The organism is Maridesulfovibrio pacificus (SeqCode), assembly GCF_048612815.1.
GTDB lineage: Bacteria > Desulfobacterota > Desulfovibrionia > Desulfovibrionales > Desulfovibrionaceae > Maridesulfovibrio > Maridesulfovibrio pacificus.
Genome location: NZ_JBLZNE010000001.1, coordinates 414611 through 435873, shown reverse-complemented (window position 1 = coordinate 435873; position 21263 = coordinate 414611). Strand labels below are relative to the sequence as shown.

15 protein-coding genes are annotated in these 21263 nt (G+C 46.8%); 4 read left to right on the top strand and 11 right to left on the bottom strand.

Annotated elements, in window-relative coordinates; genetic code table 11:
• Positions 1 to 55: 55 nt before the first annotated feature.
• From ACNI23_RS02205 to ACNI23_RS02170, 8 genes are all read right to left on the bottom strand, one after another.
• Positions 56 to 2524: a response regulator gene (locus tag ACNI23_RS02205; protein ID WP_420246443.1), complete on the bottom strand. Its 2469-nt coding sequence runs from the start codon at positions 2522 to 2524 to the stop codon at positions 56 to 58.
• Complete coding sequence (gene cheB / locus ACNI23_RS02200) at positions 2524 to 3594, bottom strand: chemotaxis-specific protein-glutamate methyltransferase CheB (RefSeq protein WP_420246442.1); 1071 nt, start codon at positions 3592 to 3594, stop codon at positions 2524 to 2526. Before cheB ends, ACNI23_RS02205 begins: the two co-directional genes overlap by 1 nt.
• A gap of 133 nt (positions 3595 to 3727) precedes the next feature.
• Positions 3728 to 6049 (bottom strand): hybrid sensor histidine kinase/response regulator, encoded by a 2322-nt coding sequence (locus ACNI23_RS02195; protein ID WP_420246441.1) that lies wholly within the window; start codon positions 6047 to 6049, stop codon positions 3728 to 3730.
• 26 nt (positions 6050 to 6075) lie between these two features.
• A complete protein-coding gene (locus ACNI23_RS02190) occupies positions 6076 to 6654 on the bottom strand; it encodes a chemotaxis protein CheW (RefSeq protein WP_420246440.1) in 579 nt (192 codons plus the stop codon).
• Positions 6655 to 6675: 21 nt separating this feature from the next.
• Positions 6676 to 8232 (bottom strand): CheR family methyltransferase, encoded by a 1557-nt coding sequence (locus ACNI23_RS02185; RefSeq protein ID WP_420246438.1) that lies wholly within the window; start codon positions 8230 to 8232, stop codon positions 6676 to 6678.
• Positions 8225 to 8710, bottom strand: coding sequence for a chemotaxis protein CheW (locus ACNI23_RS02180; protein ID WP_420246437.1), 486 nt, complete (start codon positions 8708 to 8710; stop codon positions 8225 to 8227). Before ACNI23_RS02180 ends, ACNI23_RS02185 begins: the two co-directional genes overlap by 8 nt.
• Before the next feature lie 6 nt (positions 8711 to 8716).
• A complete protein-coding gene (locus ACNI23_RS02175; protein ID WP_015851166.1) occupies positions 8717 to 9319 on the bottom strand; it encodes a lytic transglycosylase domain-containing protein in 603 nt (200 codons plus the stop codon).
• A 14-nt stretch (positions 9320 to 9333) separates the two neighbouring features.
• On the bottom strand, positions 9334 to 11769 hold the full coding sequence (locus tag ACNI23_RS02170) for a tetratricopeptide repeat-containing diguanylate cyclase (protein ID WP_420246435.1): 2436 nt from the start codon (positions 11767 to 11769) through the stop codon (positions 9334 to 9336).
• 378 nt (positions 11770 to 12147) lie between these two features.
• On the opposite strand from ACNI23_RS02170, the gene ACNI23_RS02165 reads away from it, so the two are divergent.
• A complete protein-coding gene (locus ACNI23_RS02165) occupies positions 12148 to 14196 on the top strand; it encodes a chemotaxis protein CheW (RefSeq protein ID WP_420246434.1) in 2049 nt (682 codons plus the stop codon).
• 54 nt (positions 14197 to 14250) lie between these two features.
• On the opposite strand, the gene ACNI23_RS02160 is transcribed toward ACNI23_RS02165, so the two are convergent.
• Complete coding sequence (locus tag ACNI23_RS02160; protein ID WP_420246433.1) at positions 14251 to 16677, bottom strand: methyl-accepting chemotaxis protein; 2427 nt, start codon at positions 16675 to 16677, stop codon at positions 14251 to 14253.
• A gap of 343 nt (positions 16678 to 17020) precedes the next feature.
• Here ACNI23_RS02160 and ACNI23_RS02155 point away from each other — a divergent pair, with 343 nt between their 5' ends.
• Positions 17021 to 17275 carry a hypothetical protein gene (locus ACNI23_RS02155; protein ID WP_420246432.1) on the top strand — a complete coding sequence of 85 codons (255 nt, stop codon included), beginning with the start codon at positions 17021 to 17023 and terminating at the stop codon, positions 17273 to 17275.
• A gap of 3 nt (positions 17276 to 17278) precedes the next feature.
• Here the strand turns inward: ACNI23_RS02155 and ACNI23_RS02150 are convergent, their stop codons facing one another.
• Both ACNI23_RS02150 and ACNI23_RS02145 read right to left on the bottom strand, forming a co-directional pair.
• Positions 17279 to 17722 carry an Lrp/AsnC family transcriptional regulator gene (locus tag ACNI23_RS02150; protein WP_015851162.1) on the bottom strand — a complete coding sequence of 148 codons (444 nt, stop codon included), beginning with the start codon at positions 17720 to 17722 and terminating at the stop codon, positions 17279 to 17281.
• 505 nt (positions 17723 to 18227) lie between these two features.
• Positions 18228 to 18821, bottom strand: a complete 594-nt coding sequence (locus ACNI23_RS02145; protein ID WP_420246431.1) for a hypothetical protein — start codon at positions 18819 to 18821, stop codon at positions 18228 to 18230.
• Between the two features lie 208 nt (positions 18822 to 19029).
• On the opposite strand from ACNI23_RS02145, the gene panC reads away from it, so the two are divergent.
• Both panC and metK read left to right on the top strand, forming a co-directional pair.
• Positions 19030 to 19878, top strand: a complete 849-nt coding sequence (panC, locus tag ACNI23_RS02140; RefSeq protein WP_420246430.1) for a pantoate--beta-alanine ligase — start codon at positions 19030 to 19032, stop codon at positions 19876 to 19878.
• Between the two features lie 126 nt (positions 19879 to 20004).
• Positions 20005 to 21174, top strand: a complete 1170-nt coding sequence (gene metK / locus ACNI23_RS02135; protein ID WP_420246429.1) for a methionine adenosyltransferase — start codon at positions 20005 to 20007, stop codon at positions 21172 to 21174.
• Positions 21175 to 21263: the final 89 nt, after the last annotated feature.

Sequence of the window (21263 nt, the reverse complement as noted above, 5' to 3'; positions counted from 1 at the left end):
TGGCGGAGAGCTTTAAGCCCTCCGCCATTTTTTTTATTCTTAAATTTTGATCCGACTAATCAGTCAGCTCGACACAAACTCTGGTCGCCTCTGCCTCAAATTTAGCAAGACACTCTTCAACCGCTTGAGCATCTTCATTGAGCAGGGCTTTTTCGAGCTGTACAGCCGCATCCCTGGCGCGCGGGGCACAAATCGCGGCGCAACTGCTCTTCAAGGTATGAACGATCCTCTTGGCAACTGAAACCTTGTTACTATCGTGAGCTTCCTTAAATTTTGTAATATCACCGGACACATCACTCATGAACATAGAGCACAACTCATTGTACAAAGAACTGTCCCCCTGATACATAGAACTTGCCTTATCAGGATCAATAACCTTTTCTTCTATCGTAACGGACTCTGGAATAACGACAGGAGCCCCGGAATTTTTCTTCATGGTCCGGAGAATCACTTCCCGTAAATCCACATACTGCACAGGCTTTGCAATATAATCATTCATCCCGGCCTTGGCACACTTGTCCTTGACTCCGGCCATAGCATGGGCGGACATGGCAATAATCGGGACATTGCGGGCGGCATCACCAGCTTTTCCGCTGCGGATACTCCTAGATGCACTAAAGCCGTCCATCTCTGGCATTTCCAGATCCATCAGCACAAGATCAACATCAATTCCAGAGAGCATGCTGACCGCTTCCAGTCCATTTGAAGCCACTTCTACTGAATGCCCCATCTTCTCCAGAAGGCTTGTAGCCACGAGAACATTAATGGGATTATCCTCAGCCAAAAGTATAGAATACTCAGCAGATACCGCAGAGAGATCTTGAACGCAGTCAGCACGCTGTCCAGTAAGAAGTTTACTGGAATCACCATATTTAAGGACTACATGAAAAGAAAAAACACTGCCGAAACCTTCAGAACTCTTGACCCCGATCCGGCCGCCCATCATCTCAACCAGCTCCTGGGAAATTGCAAGTCCCAGCCCGGTTCCCCCGAATTTACGAGTGGTCGAATCATCTGCCTGACGGAAGCTCTCAAAAACAATATTCTGCTTTTCTTCCGGAATTCCGATTCCGGTATCACGGACAGAAACCAGAATAACTGCTTCATCAGACTCCTTGCGATCCTCAAGTTTGCTGACCTGAACAAAAACACCACCATGTTCGGTGAATTTAATGGAGTTACCGATAAGGTTATACAAAATCTGTTTCAACCGGACCTGATCACCGCAAACAGCTTCGGGCACATCAGCATCGACCTCAATACTCAGGGCTAAGCCTTTATCCCGAGCCTGCTGCTCCATACTCCTGACAACATCCTGCATGGCCTCGCTCAAACTGAAATAGGACTCTTCCAGCGTAAGCATACGGGCCTCAACCTTGGAAAGGTCGAGAATGTCATTAATCAGGGTCAGCAACTGATCAGCGGAAATTTTAACCAGCTCAAGATCTTCAGCCTGCTTTGTTGATAGTTCGGAACGTAAGGTAAGGTCAGTCAAACCGATTATGGCATTAAGAGGCGTGCGAATTTCATGGCTCATTGATGCCAGAAAACGGGATTTGAAACGGTTCGCCTTTTCAGCTGCATCACGGGCCGTAATAAGCTCCCTCTCCATCTCCTTTCGCTCGGTGATCTCAATAAAAGAAGCGACAGCGCCACCGGACTCACCCTGCATCGGGGTTACTTCCAGCAGATACCATCTAGAATCACCATCCTGATCAATAGAATATTCGTAGGAGAATTTACGGTTCTTTCCGCCTACCACGGACCGGACCCCGTCTACCAGTTCATTCAAGGAACCACGCAGGCACCCTGATGAAAGTACGGCATCCTTGAAATCTATTCCATCCAGAGCTTCTTCGGTTGTGCCGGGTAAAAAAATCTCCCGCCATGAATCATTCGCGGCTATGACCTTCATGTCCGTATCAAGAACGGCAATTTTAGCGGACATGGAAGCCAGCACAGAACTGAGCTGCTCTTCACGGGCAAGCAGCTTACGGTTGGCTACATCAAGCTGTCTGGATTGCAGAAGAGTATTTTCATATGTTGCAAGCAGCAAATGAAAGACCTGACTAAAGTCAGCCTTCAGGACATGCTTGTCTCCCTGAAACTCAAAATCAACTTCCTGTACAGTTGAACTTTCAGCATCAAAATATTTATTCTTAAGGACAGACTCAATGCGCGAAATCAAAAAACCTTCATCGTAAGGTTTGGTTACAAAATTAGTAGCCCCGCTCTTGAGCCCCTTGATAATGTCTCCTGGTTCGGAAAGACTGGTCAGTAAGATGACCGGAACATCCTTATAACGGGAGTTCTTCCTGATCTTTTCACATAGTTCATAGCCATCCATTCCGGGCATGACTACATCACTGATGACCAGATCTACATCTTTGTCCTCCAAGAGTTGAAGGGCATTTTCACCATTAGAGACAAGGGATACCTTGAACCCTTTCTCAAATAAAATATATTCCAGCTTAACCGCCTGAGTCAGGCTGTCCTCCACGACCAGAATATGATTGCTTCCCACTATTTATCCTCCAGCAATCCCAAAAAAATCCTGCAAAGCTCTCCCCCAATGCTATCAAGAGGCAAGACAGAGACAGCACCACCTATCTTAACCGCTTCCCCGGGCATACCAAAAACAATTGAGCTCTCTTTATCTTGAGCAATAGTGTAGCCGCCATTGCGCCTTATCTCAAGCAGCCCGTCGGCACCATCCTTACCCATTCCGGTCAATAATACCCCGACAGCAGCCCGTCCTATATTACGCGCAATAGAATTAAAAAGAATTGATGCAGATGGCTTGATGCCATTAACATTCGGCGCATCAGTAAGAACTACACGTCTTTTGGGAGAGACTTCCATATGCACACCTTCCGGCGCGAAATAAACGACCCCGGGCTTCAACTCTTCATTATGGACGGCAACCCTGATATCATGACCGGTATTATTTTTAAGCCAGTTAACCATTCCATCAGTAAAACCTTCGGACATATGCTGGACAATGAGTATGGGAACGGGAAACCCCTGAGGCAACGACATAAGAATCTGTTTTATAGCTTGCGGACCACCGGTGGAAGCCCCGATACAAACAACTCTAGCTATAGCGGAAGATGATTCTTCCGGCTGAAACGGAGGTTCCGGCTGTATAACCGAACTATTGGGACCTTTGCGGCTGAACCGCGTCTTACGGCGTACAACTTTGACTTCGGACATCAAGCGTGCCGAAATAATTATCTCCTGCATCTGTTCTTCAAAATTATCATCTTTCAATGCAGGCTTGTTGTGAAAAGCAAGAGCTCCGGTATCAATAAGGCGAAAACCGATCTCAGCATCCGAGGCCCGGTATATGGCACTGACAATCACAATGGGGACCGGATTCTCTTCCATAATCATCCTGGTAACCCGGAATCCATCACAGTCAGGAAGGTTCACATCCATGGTGACCACATCCGGTTTCAATTCCCGGACCATGCGTAAAGCAGAGTAGCCGTCCTCGGCACAGCCGACCACTTCAAAATCCTGCTCACGCTTAAACATCTCAGCAAACAAAGTTCGCACAGATGCTGAGTCGTCCACGATCAAAACCTTAATCACTTCCCCACTCCAATTGAATCACTCTAAAAATTCTGCATCAGGAGCTATCATTTACACGCTAATTATCAGGCACGCAAAATCAACATTTCAATAATACAAATAAGAACAACACTCACTTTAGTAAAAACAATTATCATCCAGCTAAACGTCCGATCACCTCCAGCAAATTACCCTGATCAAAATTCGACTTAATGATATAAGCATCAGCACCGGCATCAACCCCGCGTTCCCGATCCTCTGCCGAGCCAAGGGAGGTAACAAGGATTATGGGCAAACTTGCGCTATTGTCCATTTTCCGGACTTTTGCTGTCAGGGTAAAGCCGTCCATCTGGGGCATCTCAACATCCGAAACCAGAATATCCGGCAATGATGCTTCTATTTTTTGCAAAGCATCAAGGCCGTTAACAGCAGTTATTACGTTGTACCCGGCAGCTTCCAGAACATTCTTGAGCAGCATACGTGAGGTGATGGAATCCTCAGCAACAAGTACAGTCTTGCGCTCTTGAACTCCCTGCCTGTGGACAACGGATCTAACCTGTCCCGCCGTATGCATTCCCATAGCGGTACGAGCCATATCCGGAGTATGAAGAATGGGCACAAGCTCTCCGGAGCCAAGCATGGAAAAGCCTGAGACATTACGAACCCTTTTAAGTAAAGGCCCCATGCTCTTGACCATAACATCTTGCTCACCGGACAATTCATCAACACTTATGGCTACAGCTTTTCGGCCTTTACCTACAATCAAGACCGGAAAAGACGGGCTTTGATTACTCTGGCTTCCCAACTCGAGGGTATCTGCCAGGCTAACCAGAGGATGCGGCCTTCCGAGAACAAAAACGGTCTCCTTACCACCTGTGTCAACAATATCATCCTGCCGAACCAGCAGAACTTTACGCACCCCGGATTTGGGGAACACAAATTTCTTACCGCCGGATCCGACGACTATCCCCCTGAATGATGTCAGAGCCACGGGGATATTCAAAATCACCCTGAACCCTTTCCCCGCAGGGCTGGCGAGAACGACACTGCCGCCAAGAGATTCTACCTTGTCGCGCACAATAGCCATACCCAATCCACGTCCGGAAATATCCGTTATGATTTCACTGGTGGACATACCGGAAACAAAAACAAGATCCAGTGCAGCACGACGATCCATTTTCTTAGCATCGTCGGACGAAATAAGCCCTTGGCTTACCGCTACCGCTTTCAAACGCTCCAGATCTATTCCACGGCCATCATCACCGTATACAATTTTGACCACGTCTCGATCTGTCTGGGTAATGGAAAAAAATATCCTGCCCACGGAGGGCTTGCCTGCAGCTTTTCTGGCTTCGCTATCCTCGATACCGTGGTCAATGGAGTTGCGCATCATATGCATAAGAGGATCATGCAGCATTTCAAGAATTCTGCGATCAATACGCACTTTTTCACCACTACTCTCCATCCTGCATTCCTTGCCCTGCTCCAAGCTTAAAGTACGGACCATACGGGGAAACACATCCAGCAAGGAAGAAAAGGGAAGCAGCATAGAGTTTTTAAAATCGCCAAGCAGTGAATCAATTTTTGAAGCAAGATCACGCTCTGCACGCCGGGTCGAAATTTCCAGCGCATTGAATCGTCTGGAAAGCTCGTCCAGTTTGTTGTCCATAAGCGCATTCAACTTCATTTCTTCTTCAGAGAAGGAGTCAATCCGCTTATCCTGTGAATCATTAAAAAACAGCTTAAACTCCCGCAGGAGAGTATCCATTTCAGAGATATCATGAACTCTGCTACGCTGTGAATTACGTGAGGAAATCAACTCTTCTGTCTGCAAAAGAAGACCGGTAAGGAATGATGAACTGATTCTGACAGAATCGCCCATCGAAGTGGGAGTGATAGTGTGTTCTTGTTTATGATCATGATGTTCAACACCTTCCTCAAGCTTTATGCCCTCGGTAGTGCTATCCGCATCAGTACAATCTGCTTTTCCGAATACTTCAAAATCTTTTTTATCTACAAGGGTGGCTTTTTCTAAATCCTGCGCCCCGCATTCTGATTCAATCTGCTGCGGAGATTCAGCAAATTCTTTCATGAGGGCAATGGCCACTTGAACCTGCGGAGAAGTCTTAAAATCCCGGGAATCATCCTCCTCGCGAAGCATGCCTTCCAACAAATCAAGCCAACCCAACATAATTGAGCAAATCCTACCGGACGGCACCAACCCTTCTTTCTTCAGCACCGCAAAAAAAGACTCAAAAGTCTGACAAAATTCCTCCACCATTCCAAGCCCGACAGCTCTTGCCGCACCCTTCAGGCTATGCAGTTCACGGTAGGAAGATTCGATTACAGCTGAAAGGTCTTCTGTGCCGCATCCTTTTTCCAATCTTATAAAATCATTGGAAAGAACCCGCATGCGATCAGCGCTTTCCCCCCTGAACGCCGCCAAAAGTCTTTGCTTTAGATCACCGTCAATCATACCCACATCTGCTCCCAGTGTTCCCGTTAAGACAGGCCGTGTCGACTACCACCAACAAACTCATTGATGATGAACGATTCTTCCCGCAGCAAGGCAAGCCCATTAAGAATAGTCCTGCGATCCTCGGTGAGTCCTATACTGAAACTGGTCAGCAGATTTTCACCGTCAGGAAGAGATTTTATATCTGCATCAGCAACAGGTATCACCCCGACAACCTCATCAACTGCGATGCCGAATTCCATCTCGTCATCAGCCAGCAGAACAACACCGGGCTTTTCTAAATCAAGCTTATCGCCGGTTCCAAGGAAAACACATAAATCAACTACCGCCCACAAATGGCCGCGAACACTCATCACCCCAAGGTGAAAATCCGGGGTGCAGGGAACGGAAACAATCTCTTCAGGAATCATTACTTCTTTAACAACTGAGGCCTCTAAACCATAAGTATGGGTGCCCATGCGAAAAAATACATATTCCCGTGCACCGGACTTTTGCTCCTCTTCATTTGGTTCTGCAGAAATTTTCAGGGCCAGCTTTTCCGCTCTTTTACGAAGAAGCTCCCTATCACTTTCACGTTTGAAATAATCCAAGGAATTAGTGTCCATTCTTCCACCTCTGGTCAAATACTACTGAACCAACTGCTGCTGAACCAAGCGAACCATTTCCATCAACCGTCCGGCTGTTACATTGTCTGAGCAGGGAACAGGGTCATCCTGATCCATTTTCTCCAACTCCTGCATGGAAATACGAAAATGTCGCAATGCTCCATTCCTGTCATTCTGCTCTAAATAGATATTGCCGAGAAGAAAATGGGCCATAATAAACTCACTATTCAGAAAAACAGCATTACGCATGTGAGCTAAAGCTGTACTAAAATCTCCCTGCTGAAAACAAATCTGTCCGAGCAAAAAATGAGCACAAGGAGAAACCCGATCCAATTCAAGAGCTTTAGCACACCACAGAGCGGCTTCATCCGTCAAACCTGAATCCGCCTTGATCCCGGCAATTCCCAGAAATGCAGCAGCCTTGATTTCTCTAGGGTTCTCATGCTCAACTACTTCTTTATAAAGTGCCACAGCTTTGAGGGTATCGCCATGCATCCGCACTTCTTCCGCCTGCTTGAGCAATCCCCCGCCATAGTTCCCCGCTCTCGGTATCTCAGGAGGTTCAGGCCCAAAATCAACCTCAGGCACGGAAATTTCCGGTTCAGAAAGCAGTAAATCGACAGAATCAACCGGAGTAGACTCCAATTGGGCATTAAAATCAAACTGTTCTGCAGGCGAAGACACAGAAGCATCAAAATCATCCCTGAATTTGAACCCGTCAAAGCCCATTCTGCATTCCGGCTCATAATTCTCATTTTTCCGGTACAGGAGAACACCACCTACATTCACAGGCTCAAAACGCCCATGACTGCTAAGCAGCCCCGACTCGCTGGGAGTAGCAACAAGCCAGCCACCGGGAACCAGACAATCCCAGAGTTTATCAAGTACAGAATTAACTCCCGCAGACGAAAAATACATGAGTACGTTACGGCAGAGAATAACGTCCATATCCTGTAATGTAACAGGTACAGCTGCATCCATAAGATTGAGACGGGAAAGATTGACCATTCTTTTAATGGATGAATCAAGAATGAATGAGTTGGTACCGACCCTTCGAAAAAAAATATCCCTGAATCCTGTGTCCTCAGAACGGAATGACCACTTGCGGTAACAGCCTTCGCGGGCTTTGATCAAAGCCTTGCTATCAATGTCCGTTCCGAATATTTCAGCACTAATTCCGGACCTGCGGCAGATCATGGCAAGAGTGTAAGGTTCTTCCCCTGTTGAACAAGCAGTAGACCAGATTCTGGCTGCACCGTTCACCCCACTCCCCCTGCCGCTCATTTTTCGCAGGATTTCATATTCCAGAACTCTTAGTGCATTGGTGTCGCGAAAAAAAAATGTTTCACCAATGGTCAGCCTATTGATGAACTGCTCAAGATCATCATTTCCAACTGTCGGGGAAAGAATATATTCCAGACACTCGGCAGGGGTTTTGAATGACGAATCCTCTCGCTGAAAACGAACGACAGCACTGCGCAAATCCTTCCACCTTTCCGAGGAAAAATTCAGGCCGAACCTGTTACGGACCATGTCCGCCAATTCGCTAACCCTGTCATCAGTCAGAAAATTAATCATCTGCTGCGGAGCCCTCAGCTTCATTCATTGCCGCAATAGCTGCCAGTAAATCCATTTCCTGTTCCGGATCAAGAAGCTTGCTCATATCCTGAACCAGCACCACATCGGCTCCCATGCCGGCAAGAGATTTCAGGAGAGATATTCCCGGCCAGATTTCCTCTGCATCACGTGTTACGTTGTTTTCAATTTCAAGCACATCACTGATTCTATCTGCAAGAAGAGCCATGCGCCGTCCATTGGCAGAACTGAAAATTAGCCTGTCGCTAAGAATTACGTCCCGCTCTTCTCCACCAATTCTGCCCCGCAGACCAAGAACCGGTACAACATCTCCGCTACGGTTAACCACTCCCAAAACAGGAACAGGCGCATCCGGGACCGGGGTCAATTGCACTGCACGCTCTACTCGATCCACAGCAACCGAAGGCAAGGCGAATTTGCAGGAATCAACCTCGAAAATTACGTATTCAGTATTAGGCATAAATTTCTACTTCCCGGCAGCTGCAGATTTTTCCATCAAGGCATTATATTTCTTCATCACCTTCACCGCATACGCACGAGCCCGCCCCGGAAGATTTTTTGGCGAACCGGTATGATAGGCCCCGATAGCCCGCCAATTATAACCATAACGGTCAAGGCAATACCGTAAAATCCACGCACCAAGTCGTAAATTCTCTTCCGGCTCCAGAGCCTCGGCAGGGCTAAGATCAAATTTCCTGATCCAGTACGAGTTAACCTGCATCAGTCCCACATCATAACTCTTGCCCTTATACTTCTCGATAATGGCAAGAGCTTCTTCACGGGAATCAGGATACACGCTTCGCCCCTCTATGTTCAAGGCCCACGGGTTGTAGCCGCTCTCATGATCCGCAATAGCATTCAGAATTTCCGGATGCAGGGAAAATTCATCGGCAACCTGTCCGAAAAGCGGAGGAACGGGAACCCGCTCACGGTCTGCCACCTTTATGCGCTGCTGAACCTCATGCCGCTGCGAAGGTGAAAACTCACGTTCCGCATCAAACGGTATGATCATACGGAACACAATAGCCCCGCTGAGGATTAGATACAAGGCAACAATGAATCTAGTCATTAACTATTAACAGCCTAAAATCTGGACCTGACCTGTTCGGCCTCATCAAATTTTTCCTGCACTTCCAAGGCCTTGGCAAGAGTCATCCAGAACTGCTCTTTAGCAGGCTTGAGTGCAGCACTCTGGCGGGCCAGAACTTCAGCAACCTGCGGGTCCTCTCCGCTTTCAAGATAAATGCGGGCCAGCATATTCATGGCTGCAGCATCGTTGTGGTTGGCGTTCAAAGCCTGATGCAGATATTCACGAGCCTTATCCATATCTCCCCGGGAATAGGAGATCCGGGCCAGATGACGCATACTCAAGGCATCCCCGCCTTTGAGCTTTGCAGCCTTGAGATAATACTGCTCTGCCTCATCCAAGCCTTTATCCTGCTCGGAAAGCACCCCGAGACGAACAAGAGAGAAAACGTTTTCCGGCTCCAGCTCAAGACATTTTTCATAAGCCTCACGCGCCCTATCCATGCTGCCGAGCATCTGGCAGGTCCAGCCAAGGTTGTAGAGAGCCATGATGTTCTTGGGAGTAATGCTCAGAACTTCCTCAAACTGTTTGCGGGCCTGTTCCGGCTTGCCGACCTGCGCATAACAAATACCCAGCGAGTTGCGGGCAAGTATGTTGTCAGAATCAGCAAGCAGAGCGAGACGGAACTCCTCAATAGCGCCGTAGATATCACCATCCACGTAATAGCGGTCTGCGGAAATATTCAAAGAAACTGAATCAAACTGAGCCACCATGGGCTTTTCAAGCATCAGGGAATGATCCAGACCCTTGCGGCAGTTTTCAAGAATTTCGCTGCGCCGGTAATTAAGGAAGGGGAATGATGCTACACCGGCAGCAAGTTCGATTTCAAAGTCATCTGAACACTCACGCACCAACCGCAGTACATTTTCCATCACAGCATCTGATTCACCGTCAGGAAAGAAATAAATCAGGCTGTTCAGGCTGTAACGCCCTCCCATGCAGGACTTATCAAAAAAGGTCTCCGCCCTTGAGGCTACTTTCTGGACTTGAGCATCAGTCAATTTTTGGAAATTACCCCCCTGCTCTGCCGGATTGGCAGCAAGACGCAGCACAGCTACTGAAAATTTATCCAAATTCTGACGCATACGGCTGTAACGCCCGATGAATTCTTTGTAACTGTACAATCCGGTGATCATATCCCTCTGCGGGGAGACATTTGCTTCCGGTCCGGCCTGTGCATCAAAAAAACTGTCCTTTTCATTAAGCAGAGTAAGCCGGTCGCCGTCGGAGACAGGCCATGCCGGATCACTTAAATGCAGAATTTCTGCAAAAGCGATTTCTTCCTGCACCTCGATAATGACCACCTCAGCTTTGTACATAGTCGGATAGGTTCCTGAAATACGCTCATCTTCTGTGAGGCGGGCCTGTGTGCCGGACTGATAATCCGGGGACCAGACCAGAAAACGAGCCCCTTCACGCGCATCAACACTTTGACCGATGGACAAAGCCAGACGCTGCAACGGCAGAACTTCCAGAACTTTGGCACCCTTCTGTAAAATCTCGGAATAGGCAAAAACGCAATTTCGCCCGAAATCCTTAGCAGTTGCTACTGCTTTTGCGGCCTTGCGCATGAGGATGCGGGCCTGCTCGTCTGCGGAACGCTTGAAATGAGGGCCGGAAAGAGATTGAGGATAATTGGCATAACCTGCGCTGACGCTGATTTTGAGCACATCACCGGTTAACGGGTCCGCAACCTGAAATTTTTCAACTAGAGCGCGCAACTCTTCAGCCAGCTTGGCACAAGCTTTAGGCCGCCCATCTGGAATCAGGAATGCAAACTTATCATCAAAAATTCGGGCACAGATTACAGACTCGGTCACCACTTCCTTAATGCTAGCCGAAAGATCAGCAATTATGGAGTCGCCCAAACCATAGCCGTACCGGTCATTGATACGCTGGAAATGATCCAGATCGAGAACAACAACACCCACGGACCCACTGAAAGTTGGGATACCGGGGTCCTTGCAACCACCGGTAGTAGGCATCATGCAGTTCTGGATCAGGTCCAATTCTCTGTTCAGCTTGGACATGAAGTAATCGCGTGTAGCCATACCGGTCAGCTGATCGGTAATGGAACCTTTATAAAGAAGAATCTTTTCCAGCGAGCAGCCAGCCAGGGCTTCGAGGTAAGGCGGCAAAGCTTCAGGTGCTTCAAGTTCCACGCCTCGTGCAATGAAATAGCATAGATCACGGCCACGCAACCGCAAAGGCAGCATCAACTGAGCTTCCTCGGCATTGTAACGGACCTCTAGTTTGGCCCGAAACTGCCCCTTAGCGGGCTTGGGAAAATAGAGGCTGTAGGATTCGAAAGGCAGGAATTCCTGAATGAGGTCCTTGAGGGTGTGCTCGTAGAGGATCAAATCCTGCGGGGAAAGACTGATTCCAGAGGTGAAGAGGTTATCCTTGTTCATAGGCAGGGACATAACCCGCATGGAGATTCAAGACAAGCAGGGAGTTGGTGAAACGGACTGTTAATTGTATTTTAAAGATAGATTTACAGCTTTTTTTAATCTTTGAACATTTTTGTAAATACATATAAAGACACTTTGTAACTCGATACAAATTTGCAACACTTTACATTATATATTGCTATATTCTAGCTTCTCAACCGCACAGATAACGACTCCCGTTTCCCGATTTTTGACTACTCAATCAATCACTAAACACATATTAAAACAATAAAACAGGCACTAAAAACATATTTTGCACACTAATTGCAAATATTAATCATAAAATACAAATACGAAGAACTATTTTATACAATTTTGAAATTTACATTTCAAAAAAAAAGACTCACAAGCGAGATTTCAATGAACCCTACCCTGATCGAAAAACACTCAAAACAGCTCTTACAGGTAATGCCCACCACCTCTAACTGTATGTCGAGACTGACCAGGCTGGACAGACAGTGGACAATGGCAACTATGACCGGAAAAATTAACTGCAGCCGGATTGCCCAGACCCTCATTGATTTTATCTTCACAACTCAAGAGAACTTCTCCGGCCTCAGACAGAACCTGATTGATATCCTTATCAAAGAAAACACAAACAAAGTTGTTCAGGAAATGTCCGCTGTAGCACAGGTCGTCATCGACATTCTTAAACGAAACCTCTTCGAAAGGACCGCAGACGTAGGATTTCTTGCTACTGACGATGATATTGTCCGATTTCTGTCCAACCCCGAGAGAAATAACCATGATGTTTCCATTATCGAAGACAGACTTCGCGAATATAGAGACAAGTACACAGTATACAATGAAATAGTTATCCTTGATACTGAGGGCCGTGTCTGCGCACACCTCGACCAAAACAATAAGATCACAGCCTCAAGAGATCCGCTTATCTCTGAAACTCTTGAAGCAAAAGACTATGTGGAAACATACAGAAGCAGCGATTTAGCCCCGGATTCGGGAGAAGTTCTGATATACTCTCAGGCCATTAAATCTCCTGAGACAGGAAGAGACCTTGGAATCCTGTGTTTGATCTTTGATTTTGCCGGTGAAATGGATGGGGTATTCAAAAACTTGAGCGAGTTCTCAAAAGACACGGTCCTTATTGTATTAGACGACCGGGGCTGTGCAATTGCTTCCAGCAACTCAGACTCAATCCCCGTCGGCAGAAGGATCAGCATGAACTTGGATGAGGATTTTCAGATCGTCAGCATCGACAACACTCCGTACTTATCCAAAACAGTCAGAACCAAAGGATATCAGGGATTTTTCGGATTACCATGGTATGGACATGTTCTAAAACGGATGGATACAGCTTTCAGCGGGAATAACGACAATTCATTTGATGCAACAGCCATAAGAGACAAAGCCCATTTTTCAGGTAGACTCACCCATGTGGAAGAAGCTTCGGAAAATGTTCTTTCGGACCTTGAACTGGTTGTTCAGAACGGCGAGATCATGGCTGCCAAAAAATGCATTGAGCCGAATCCGGTAGAACAGATGGAAGGCCGTGCCCTCCCGCATATTCTTAATGAAATCAAGAAAATAGGCGATCAGGTACAGAGCGTATTCCAGTACTCCACTGACGAGCTCCTACAGCTTGTAACGGCCTCGAGACTGCACGACACACAGTTTCTTGCCCAGCTGGCCATCGACATCATGGACCGCAACCTATACGAACGAGCCAACGACTGCCGCTGGTGGGCACTGACATCAGACTTCAAGACAATCCTCGAAAAGCCGACAATAGATGAAGAAGACCGAGATCGGATGCGAAGAATTCTTGGCTATATCAACAGCCTGTACACGGTCTATACCAACTTGTTTGTCTATGACCGGACAGGGAAAATATTGGCCTGCTCCAACCCCGGAGAATGCGATAAGGAAGGAAGAGTATTAAACTCCGGCTACGTGGTCGAAGCCACAAGAATAACAGACTCACAGCTTTACTGCGTTTCCGATTTCATCAAGACCGACCTCTATGCTTCGGAAGGTCAGGACCGATACACATACATATACAATGCATCCATCACCGCGCACGATGACCCGTCACGAGTACTGGGCGGCATCGGTATTGTGTTTGATTCAGAACCTGAATTTAAAGCGATGCTGGGAGATGTGCTTCCCAAAGACGGTCAGGGCAGAATTATAGATGGAGCAGAAGGGATGTTTGTAGAACCGGGGGGAAAACTTATTTCCGCAACCAACCCGGAGCGAAAACCGGGTGAAACCATAACTTTAGACCCTGATTTCAATCAGCTGGGTGAAGGCGAATCCACAGTTAAGCTGGTTGAGGAAGACGGTTCTCTTTATGCAGTAGGCTGCGCACACTCAGCCGGATACCGGGAATACAAAAGAGATGGAAGCTACAGAAACGATGTACTCTGCTTGGTGAGGGTATTAATTTAGGGGCCGATCCTGTAAAGGATCACCCCCCCTATAATAGCAGAATCTTTTGGGAGACTATTTTCTCAAATTATCGAGAACCTTCTTTAACTCAAGAGACATCTCTGCAAGCTCCTGAACAGCAGTGGCAGATTGAACCATACCCTCCGCCGAATCGCTTACAATACGATTAACTTCATCAACAGCACGGTTGATTTGCTCGCTCGTTGCCGATTGTTCTTCTGCTGCGGTTGCTATTTCGCCCACCAGTGCAGAAGATTCCGTGGACATACTAACAATCTGACTAAGAGCTGATCCTGAATTACCCGCAAGTTCAGTAGCTTCAGCAACATTATCCACTGCACTGTTGACATTAATCAGGTTGGTGTCCGTTGCTGTCTGAATAGCCCTGATATTCGACCCCACCTCGGTAGTGGCATCCATCGTCTTTTCAGCCAGTTTGCGGACTTCATCAGCAACAACGGCAAATCCGCGCCCGGCTTCACCTGCTCGTGCTGCTTCAATTGCCGCATTCAAAGCCAGCAGGTTTGTCTGATCAGCGATATCAGTAATCACGGTCATTACACCACCGATAGACTGCGCCTCCTTACCGAGCTTTTCCATATCATCCTGCAATACATTGGCAACAGTGTTGACCTTATTAATAGCAGCAACAACACTATTAACCAGTTCCGCACCTTCCTGAGCTTTATCCCTGGCGTTATCAGACTGCTCTCTTGCTTCGGAAGCATTGCGCGCAATCTCAAGTACACTGGAGTTCATCTGCTCCATGGCAGTTGCTGTTTCCCCTACACGCTGCTGCTGAATCTCCGCACCATTGCTGACTTCCTCAATCTGGGCTGCCAGCTCCTCAGATGCCGAAGCCACACGATCAGCAATCTCATTGGCCTGCCCTGCAACATTCAGCATGGTCTCTTGAGCTTTCTTGATCTCAGTCTGATCAATTATGACCTCTGTGGCACCGACAACTTCGCCAGAACGGGTTATCAACGGGGTAGAAGAATAAGTAATCGCATATTCTCCGCTAACCGGATGAGCTAAGGTCTCAGAAGCGGCGGCAGCCTTTTTCTTCATACATATATCCGAAGCACAGTCAGCGGTTCGACAATCATCGGTTTTAAAAAGTTCATAACATTTCTTATCTCCATACGAGTCTATTCCGGCAATAGTTCTTGCTTCCTTATTCAAGTATATGGGCTTGAAATCGGAGGACAGACTCATTACTCCCACCGGCAACTGATCCAAAAATCCGCTATAGACACCAGCAAGCGTATTTACGCCACTAACCAAATCAGCAAAACCGCCTTCAAAAGCATCAGGATTTCCGCTTGCGTTCATTTCCCCGTTCTCAACTCGGGAAACAATATCTTCAACCTCATCTGCTACAGATGAAACAGAATCACGGATACTGTTCAGTGCATCGCAAATCTTACCGACTTCATCCTGTTGATTGATATCAATGCTTGTTTTGAACCTTCCAGCCGCAACATCTCCCGCAAAAGCAGTCGCAATGCCCAGAGGACGGGTAATGGCCCTTGAAATAACAAGCATAGCAATAACGCCAAATACCACAGCCGCAAACGACAACAGCCCCACATTAGTCTTAGCCTGCTCGCTCTGAGCCTGTACTTTCGGTCCCAAAGTATCCTGATCTTTTTTAACCGACAACTTAGCGTCTTCGAGATTCTTAGCGATAACGGGACCCCACTTATCAAGATTCCCTTTAACAATCACATTACGGGCTGTTATATGCTCAACAGTCTCACCAAATGCGTCTACATATTTATCTTTGGCTACATAAACATCAGCTAAAAGCTGGCGCCGTACGGGGTTCTGAACTTCACGGTCAAGAATTGTCAGCTGCTGATCAAAAATATCAAATTCAGCTTTAACACGCTCAATATCTGCCAAATCATTACTCTTTAGAAATTTCATTGCATACAGCCTGGCCAGCAGCAGATTCCTCAATGCTAATCCTGTATAATAAGCCGCACTGATATCCTCGTCCTGATGAGCCGAGCGCATTATCTCGGTTAACTTTTCCTCAATTTCGGGTCCGACACTATTCAAAACCTGCACATCGACATTTCCCTCACTCTGCAAGCGCTCAACTTCATTGAACTTTGCATTATAGCCGATAAGCAGACGCCCTGCTTCCTCCACGAATTTAGCTCGCTCCGGATTCTTGATATCTTCTTTAGCTTCACTCATGAAGCCCTCGGTCAGCTCCATGTATTGTTTATATTCATTCCTATCCTTCTCACTATCAGTGATTAAAAAATCCTTAACATTCATGCGCACCATAAGCAGATTAGCCTGTGCTTGTGCCATGAGGTTGGTATCCCGCGCCAACCCGCGATATTGAGTGAAAGACTCCAGATTGGAAGACAAAGCATAATACGCCATTCCCCCCGAAATAGATAACAGCAGAATCACGACCCCGAATCCCAATGCCAATTTCATCGCAATAGGTAAATTTTTCATCACTGCTCCTTAATTCTTTGGTACGAATGACGGGCTTCTAATCTTTTAATATAAGCATATTTCAGAGCGTACGCGCAAGTGTAAATGTTTATTTTACACTAAACAGAACACCTACTTTCATATTTTTTATCAATTATACCTTTAGTTTAACAATAATATTATGTATAACTTGCATTTTATGGCTGCCAGACTTAGTGTCCGGACACCAATTAACATCGCCACAGCAATACTGCCCACTTTTTCAGGATTTCTCTAATGAACCTACCTCATACCCGGGCAGTAAAAGTCCGTTTATTACATTCCTTGAATATGTCACATGCTGTCTGCAGAGGCGGCATGGCAATTGTCCGGTAAACCATGTGTAGGCTGCGGATGGTGTTGTATTTCCGATCAATGTGAAGTTTCACACCATAAATATGGATACATGAGAAGATGCCCGGATCTGTTCTGGGACGAATCCATGAACCGTTACGTTTGTCTATTGATGAGTGACCCGAATGAAGGAGAGGACGCAAAGCGTCAGCTTTTCGAAGGTCTCGGCTGTTGCGCTCCGCTCATGACTTGGCGCGATGATGTCCGCAATCGAAACAATGATTGATCTTTAGTAGATAGACTTTACCTCTTCCAGAACAAACGTACTCCGGGTGGCACTGACTCCCTTGGTATTGGCAAACTCTTTCATCACCACCGATGAGTAGTGCTGCATATCGCGTGCGACAATCTCGACCATGATATCAACATTACCGGAGACAGCGTAAACGCTGACCACCCCTTCAATCTTGGCAAGCTCTTCAGCAAGCTCTGCCCAGCCTACACTTGCATCGCGAAACACCCCGCAGTACGCACGCACGGAATAGCCGAGCTTAAGGCGATCAGTCAGGGCACGGTACCCAACAATAATCCCCTCTTTTTCCAAACGCGCTATCCGGCGAGAACAGCTTGAGTGGGTTAGATTAACCAACTCAGCCACCTCTTTATTTGAAATCCTTCCATTCTCCTGAAGTGCAGCAACTATCTGCCGATCCACATCATCAAGTTTTATCATATGCAAACTCTTTGCGATTACAGGTTTGTATCAAACATATATTTCACACCTCATGCAAATAAAGTCAATCCTATGCACAATATTTGATAATATCGAGCTTATGTGAAAACTATTTGCATTAATAGACAAAAAAGGATTAAAAAATGAGGAATTCAGACCACAAAGACTGAACCGCTTCCAAACAAGGAGTAAGTCATGAACTTCGCATTAAAATCCAGCAGCCTAATAATGGCCTTCAGAACATACCTTGGAGCGATTTATAACATACAGGCTAGGCTGCATATGCCACGGACCTGTTCAATTGAAAATTTAACGCCAAATAATAAAAAATAGTTCGCAACTCCCCTGCAGGACTTTTCACATCGACCATCCCCGGCGATGGAGTTCTGAAAACAAGGCCGTACAGTAGAACAAGCACACAAGACGCAATCATCCCCTTTTGCAGACAAACCTGCTGTGCGGCCTTTTTAAAAACACCCACTCCACCATCAATGCACAATAATATCTAAGAGTTATTCTCATTCATTTTTTTACGTTTCTCTTTACTCTTCTGATACCACTCCTGATCACCGTACAACTCGTCAGAACACTTCTCACAAAGACCGTGGCTGAATTGAGAATCTGTATTACTTTCAATGTACGCTTCCAGATCATTCCAATACCCATCGTCATCCTTAATCTTTCTGCACTTGGAACACATAGGGAGCAAGCTATTCAAGGTACGGATATTTGCTTCTTTTAATTCTAATACTTTCGCATTCTTGTTGAGAAGACTGCCAAGATAAATCATAGATACTAACGAAAGTATGGTAACAACAAACCCGGGCAACTCACTCAAGGCATTAATCAAAGGGCCCCGCTGCAACTCATTGGTCCAAATTAAAAATGTAAGCACTTGCCTTAAGGCCATCAAAAAAAACATTGCGGCAAGAAAAAGTATCTTCCACTCCCGAAATTTAACTGAAACAGACACCGCAATCCCAAAAGCGAAAAGTCGCACAATAATCGACACCAACAATTCAGGCTTCGGCACCAGACACCAAATAACGGCCAGAACGATGATTCCGGCAATTGCGTAAAATATAGTCCACCTAGGCAAGAGACTATTCCTCCTCGGTTAACACACCAGAAATTGAGACACTTATAATTTAAGTACAACTTAAATCATAGTGAATCATAAATCGACAACAAATCTCCCCATATGTTATAGACAGCAGATACTGATCAGCGTAAACGGATTTCCCAGCCTTCCATATATTAATGAATGAGAGCCTCTGGCTACAAAATCAATTATCAGGGTTTATAAAATGGAAACAATCAGTAATCCGCAAGAACTTCAGAACTTGTGCCTCATGCTTCGCGCTGAAGGCAAAAAGATAGGCCTTGTACCAACCATGGGTTATTTTCATGAAGGCCACCTAAGCCTCATGGATGCTGCCCGAAAACAATGCGATGTGCTCATCGTCAGCCTCTTCGTGAACCCCACTCAATTCGGTGAAAATGAAGACCTGGATGCCTATCCCCATGATTTGGAGCGGGACTCCGAACTTGCCGAGAAACACGGCGTGGATATTTTCTTCACTCCAGTGCGCGACGACATGTATTTTGATGACCACTCCACGTGGGTGGAAGTTCCCGATCTGGCCACCAATCTTTGCGGCAAATCCCGCCCCATACATTTCCGGGGGGTTGCAACTGTAGTAACCAAACTGTTCATGACCGCCCAGCCGCATGTAGCTGTATTCGGACAAAAAGACTGGCAACAGCTGGCTATAATTAAAAGGATGGTCCGCGACTTGAACATTCCGGTAGATGTGCAGGGACACGAAATAGTGCGCGAAGAATCCGGGCTGGCCTTGAGCTCTCGAAACGTTTACCTCACCGAAGATGAAAAATCTGTGGCACCCAATATCCAGAAAGGATTGCAGAAAATGCGTGACTGGGTAGCAGCCGGAGAGTCTGATGTGGCGAAACTAAAATCCGACCTTGTTGAATTCTATACTGAAACGATTCCGAGCGGTCGGGTTGATTATATCGAAATTGTGCACCCCGAAAACATCAATATACTTAAAAATGTGGGTGATTCAGCACTTTGTGCGGTAGCAATACAACTTGGCAACGCAAGATTGATAGACAATTTGCTCATAAAAGTGTAAGGTGTCTTCATTCTTATATGCAAATTTATTTATATAGTGATTATGAGCTATATATTTCGGGGAGTTATCGAGAAATGGTCTCGAACGACATTTCCCCCGCCAATTAATTCCAGGAGGAACTTTTAAATGATCAGCAGCAAAGGCAAGTACTTTTTTACCTCTGAATCAGTAACCGAAGGTCACCCCGATAAAGTGGCTGACCAGATTTCCGACTCAATTCTTGACGCCATCCTCGCTCAAGATAAAGATGCCCGCGTAGCATGCGAAACACTGGTAACAACCGGTATGGCATTCATCGCAGGTGAAATTTCCACCACTGGTTACGCAGACTTTCAGCAAATCGTTCGCGACACCATCCGTGAAATCGGCTACGTTCACTCCGATATGGGTTTCGACGCTGATACTTGTGCTGTTATCTCTTCTATTGATAAACAGTCCGTAGACATCGCTCAGGGTGTTGACCGCAACACTCCTGAAAGCCAGGGTGCCGGCGACCAGGGTATGATGTTCGGTTTCGCATGCAAAGAAACTGAAGCACTCATGCCTGCTCCTATCTACTACGCTCACAAGCTGTCCCGCAAACTAACTGAAGTTCGCAAGGACGCAACTCTCGATTACCTCCGTCCTGACGGAAAGACCGAAGTTGCTTTCGAATACCTTGATGGCAAACCCGTCCGCATTGCTGACGTTGTTATCGCTGCACAGCACGATGACGGTATTGAGCAGGGACAGATTTACGAAGACATCAAGCGTGAAGTTGTGCTGGCTTCCCTTCCCGCAGACATGGTTGACGATGCAACCAAAATCTACATCAACACCACCGGTCGTTTCGTAATCGGCGGCCCCATGGGTGACTGCGGTCTGACCGGTCGTAAGATCATCAACGACACCTACGGTGGTATGGGTAACCACGGCGGCGGTGCTTTCTCCGGTAAGGACCCGTCCAAAGTTGACCGTTCCGGCGCATACATGGCACGTTACATCGCAAAGAACATCGTAGCTGCCGGCCTTGCCGAGCGCGCAGAAGTTCAGGTTGCATACGCAATCGGTGTTGCTGAGCCAGTATCTGTTCTGGCTACCTCCCACGGTACCGGCGAAGTTTCCGATGAAACCCTGACCAAAGCAGTCAAGGAAGTATTCGACCTGCGCCCCTGGTACATCTCCGAGCGTCTCGACCTTCGTCGTCCCATCTACAAGCCTTCCGCTTGTTACGGACACTTCGGTCGCAACAACCCCAACTTCACTTGGGAAAAGACCGACGCTGTAGACGATCTCAGAACTGCTTGCAAAATCTAAGCAGCACTGGATCACTCAGTTTATTCACCCCCGGAAACCTTCTGGTTTCCGGGGGTTCTTTTTACACTTGAGGCAATTCGCGGAAGCAT

Excerpts from the sequence above, each read along its gene's own strand:
- panC (WP_420246430.1), top strand. The coding sequence starts at position 19,030 with ATGGAAACAATCAGTAATCCGCAAGAACTTCAGAACTTGTGCCTCATG.
- ACNI23_RS02195 (WP_420246441.1), bottom strand. The coding sequence starts at position 6,049 with ATGATTGACGGTGATCTAAAGCAAAGACTTTTGGCGGCGTTCAGGGGG.
- ACNI23_RS02180 (WP_420246437.1), bottom strand. The coding sequence starts at position 8,710 with ATGCCTAATACTGAATACGTAATTTTCGAGGTTGATTCCTGCAAATTC.
- ACNI23_RS02165 (WP_420246434.1), top strand. The coding sequence starts at position 12,148 with ATGAACCCTACCCTGATCGAAAAACACTCAAAACAGCTCTTACAGGTA.
- ACNI23_RS02185 (WP_420246438.1), bottom strand. The coding sequence starts at position 8,232 with ATGATTAATTTTCTGACTGATGACAGGGTTAGCGAATTGGCGGACATG.
- ACNI23_RS02160 (WP_420246433.1), bottom strand. The coding sequence starts at position 16,677 with ATGAAAAATTTACCTATTGCGATGAAATTGGCATTGGGATTCGGGGTC.
- ACNI23_RS02150 (WP_015851162.1), bottom strand. The coding sequence starts at position 17,722 with ATGATAAAACTTGATGATGTGGATCGGCAGATAGTTGCTGCACTTCAG.
- ACNI23_RS02170 (WP_420246435.1), bottom strand. The coding sequence starts at position 11,769 with ATGCGGGTTATGTCCCTGCCTATGAACAAGGATAACCTCTTCACCTCT.
- metK (WP_420246429.1), top strand. The coding sequence starts at position 20,005 with ATGATCAGCAGCAAAGGCAAGTACTTTTTTACCTCTGAATCAGTAACC.
- ACNI23_RS02175 (WP_015851166.1), bottom strand. The coding sequence starts at position 9,319 with ATGACTAGATTCATTGTTGCCTTGTATCTAATCCTCAGCGGGGCTATT.
- ACNI23_RS02190 (WP_420246440.1), bottom strand. The coding sequence starts at position 6,654 with ATGGACACTAATTCCTTGGATTATTTCAAACGTGAAAGTGATAGGGAG.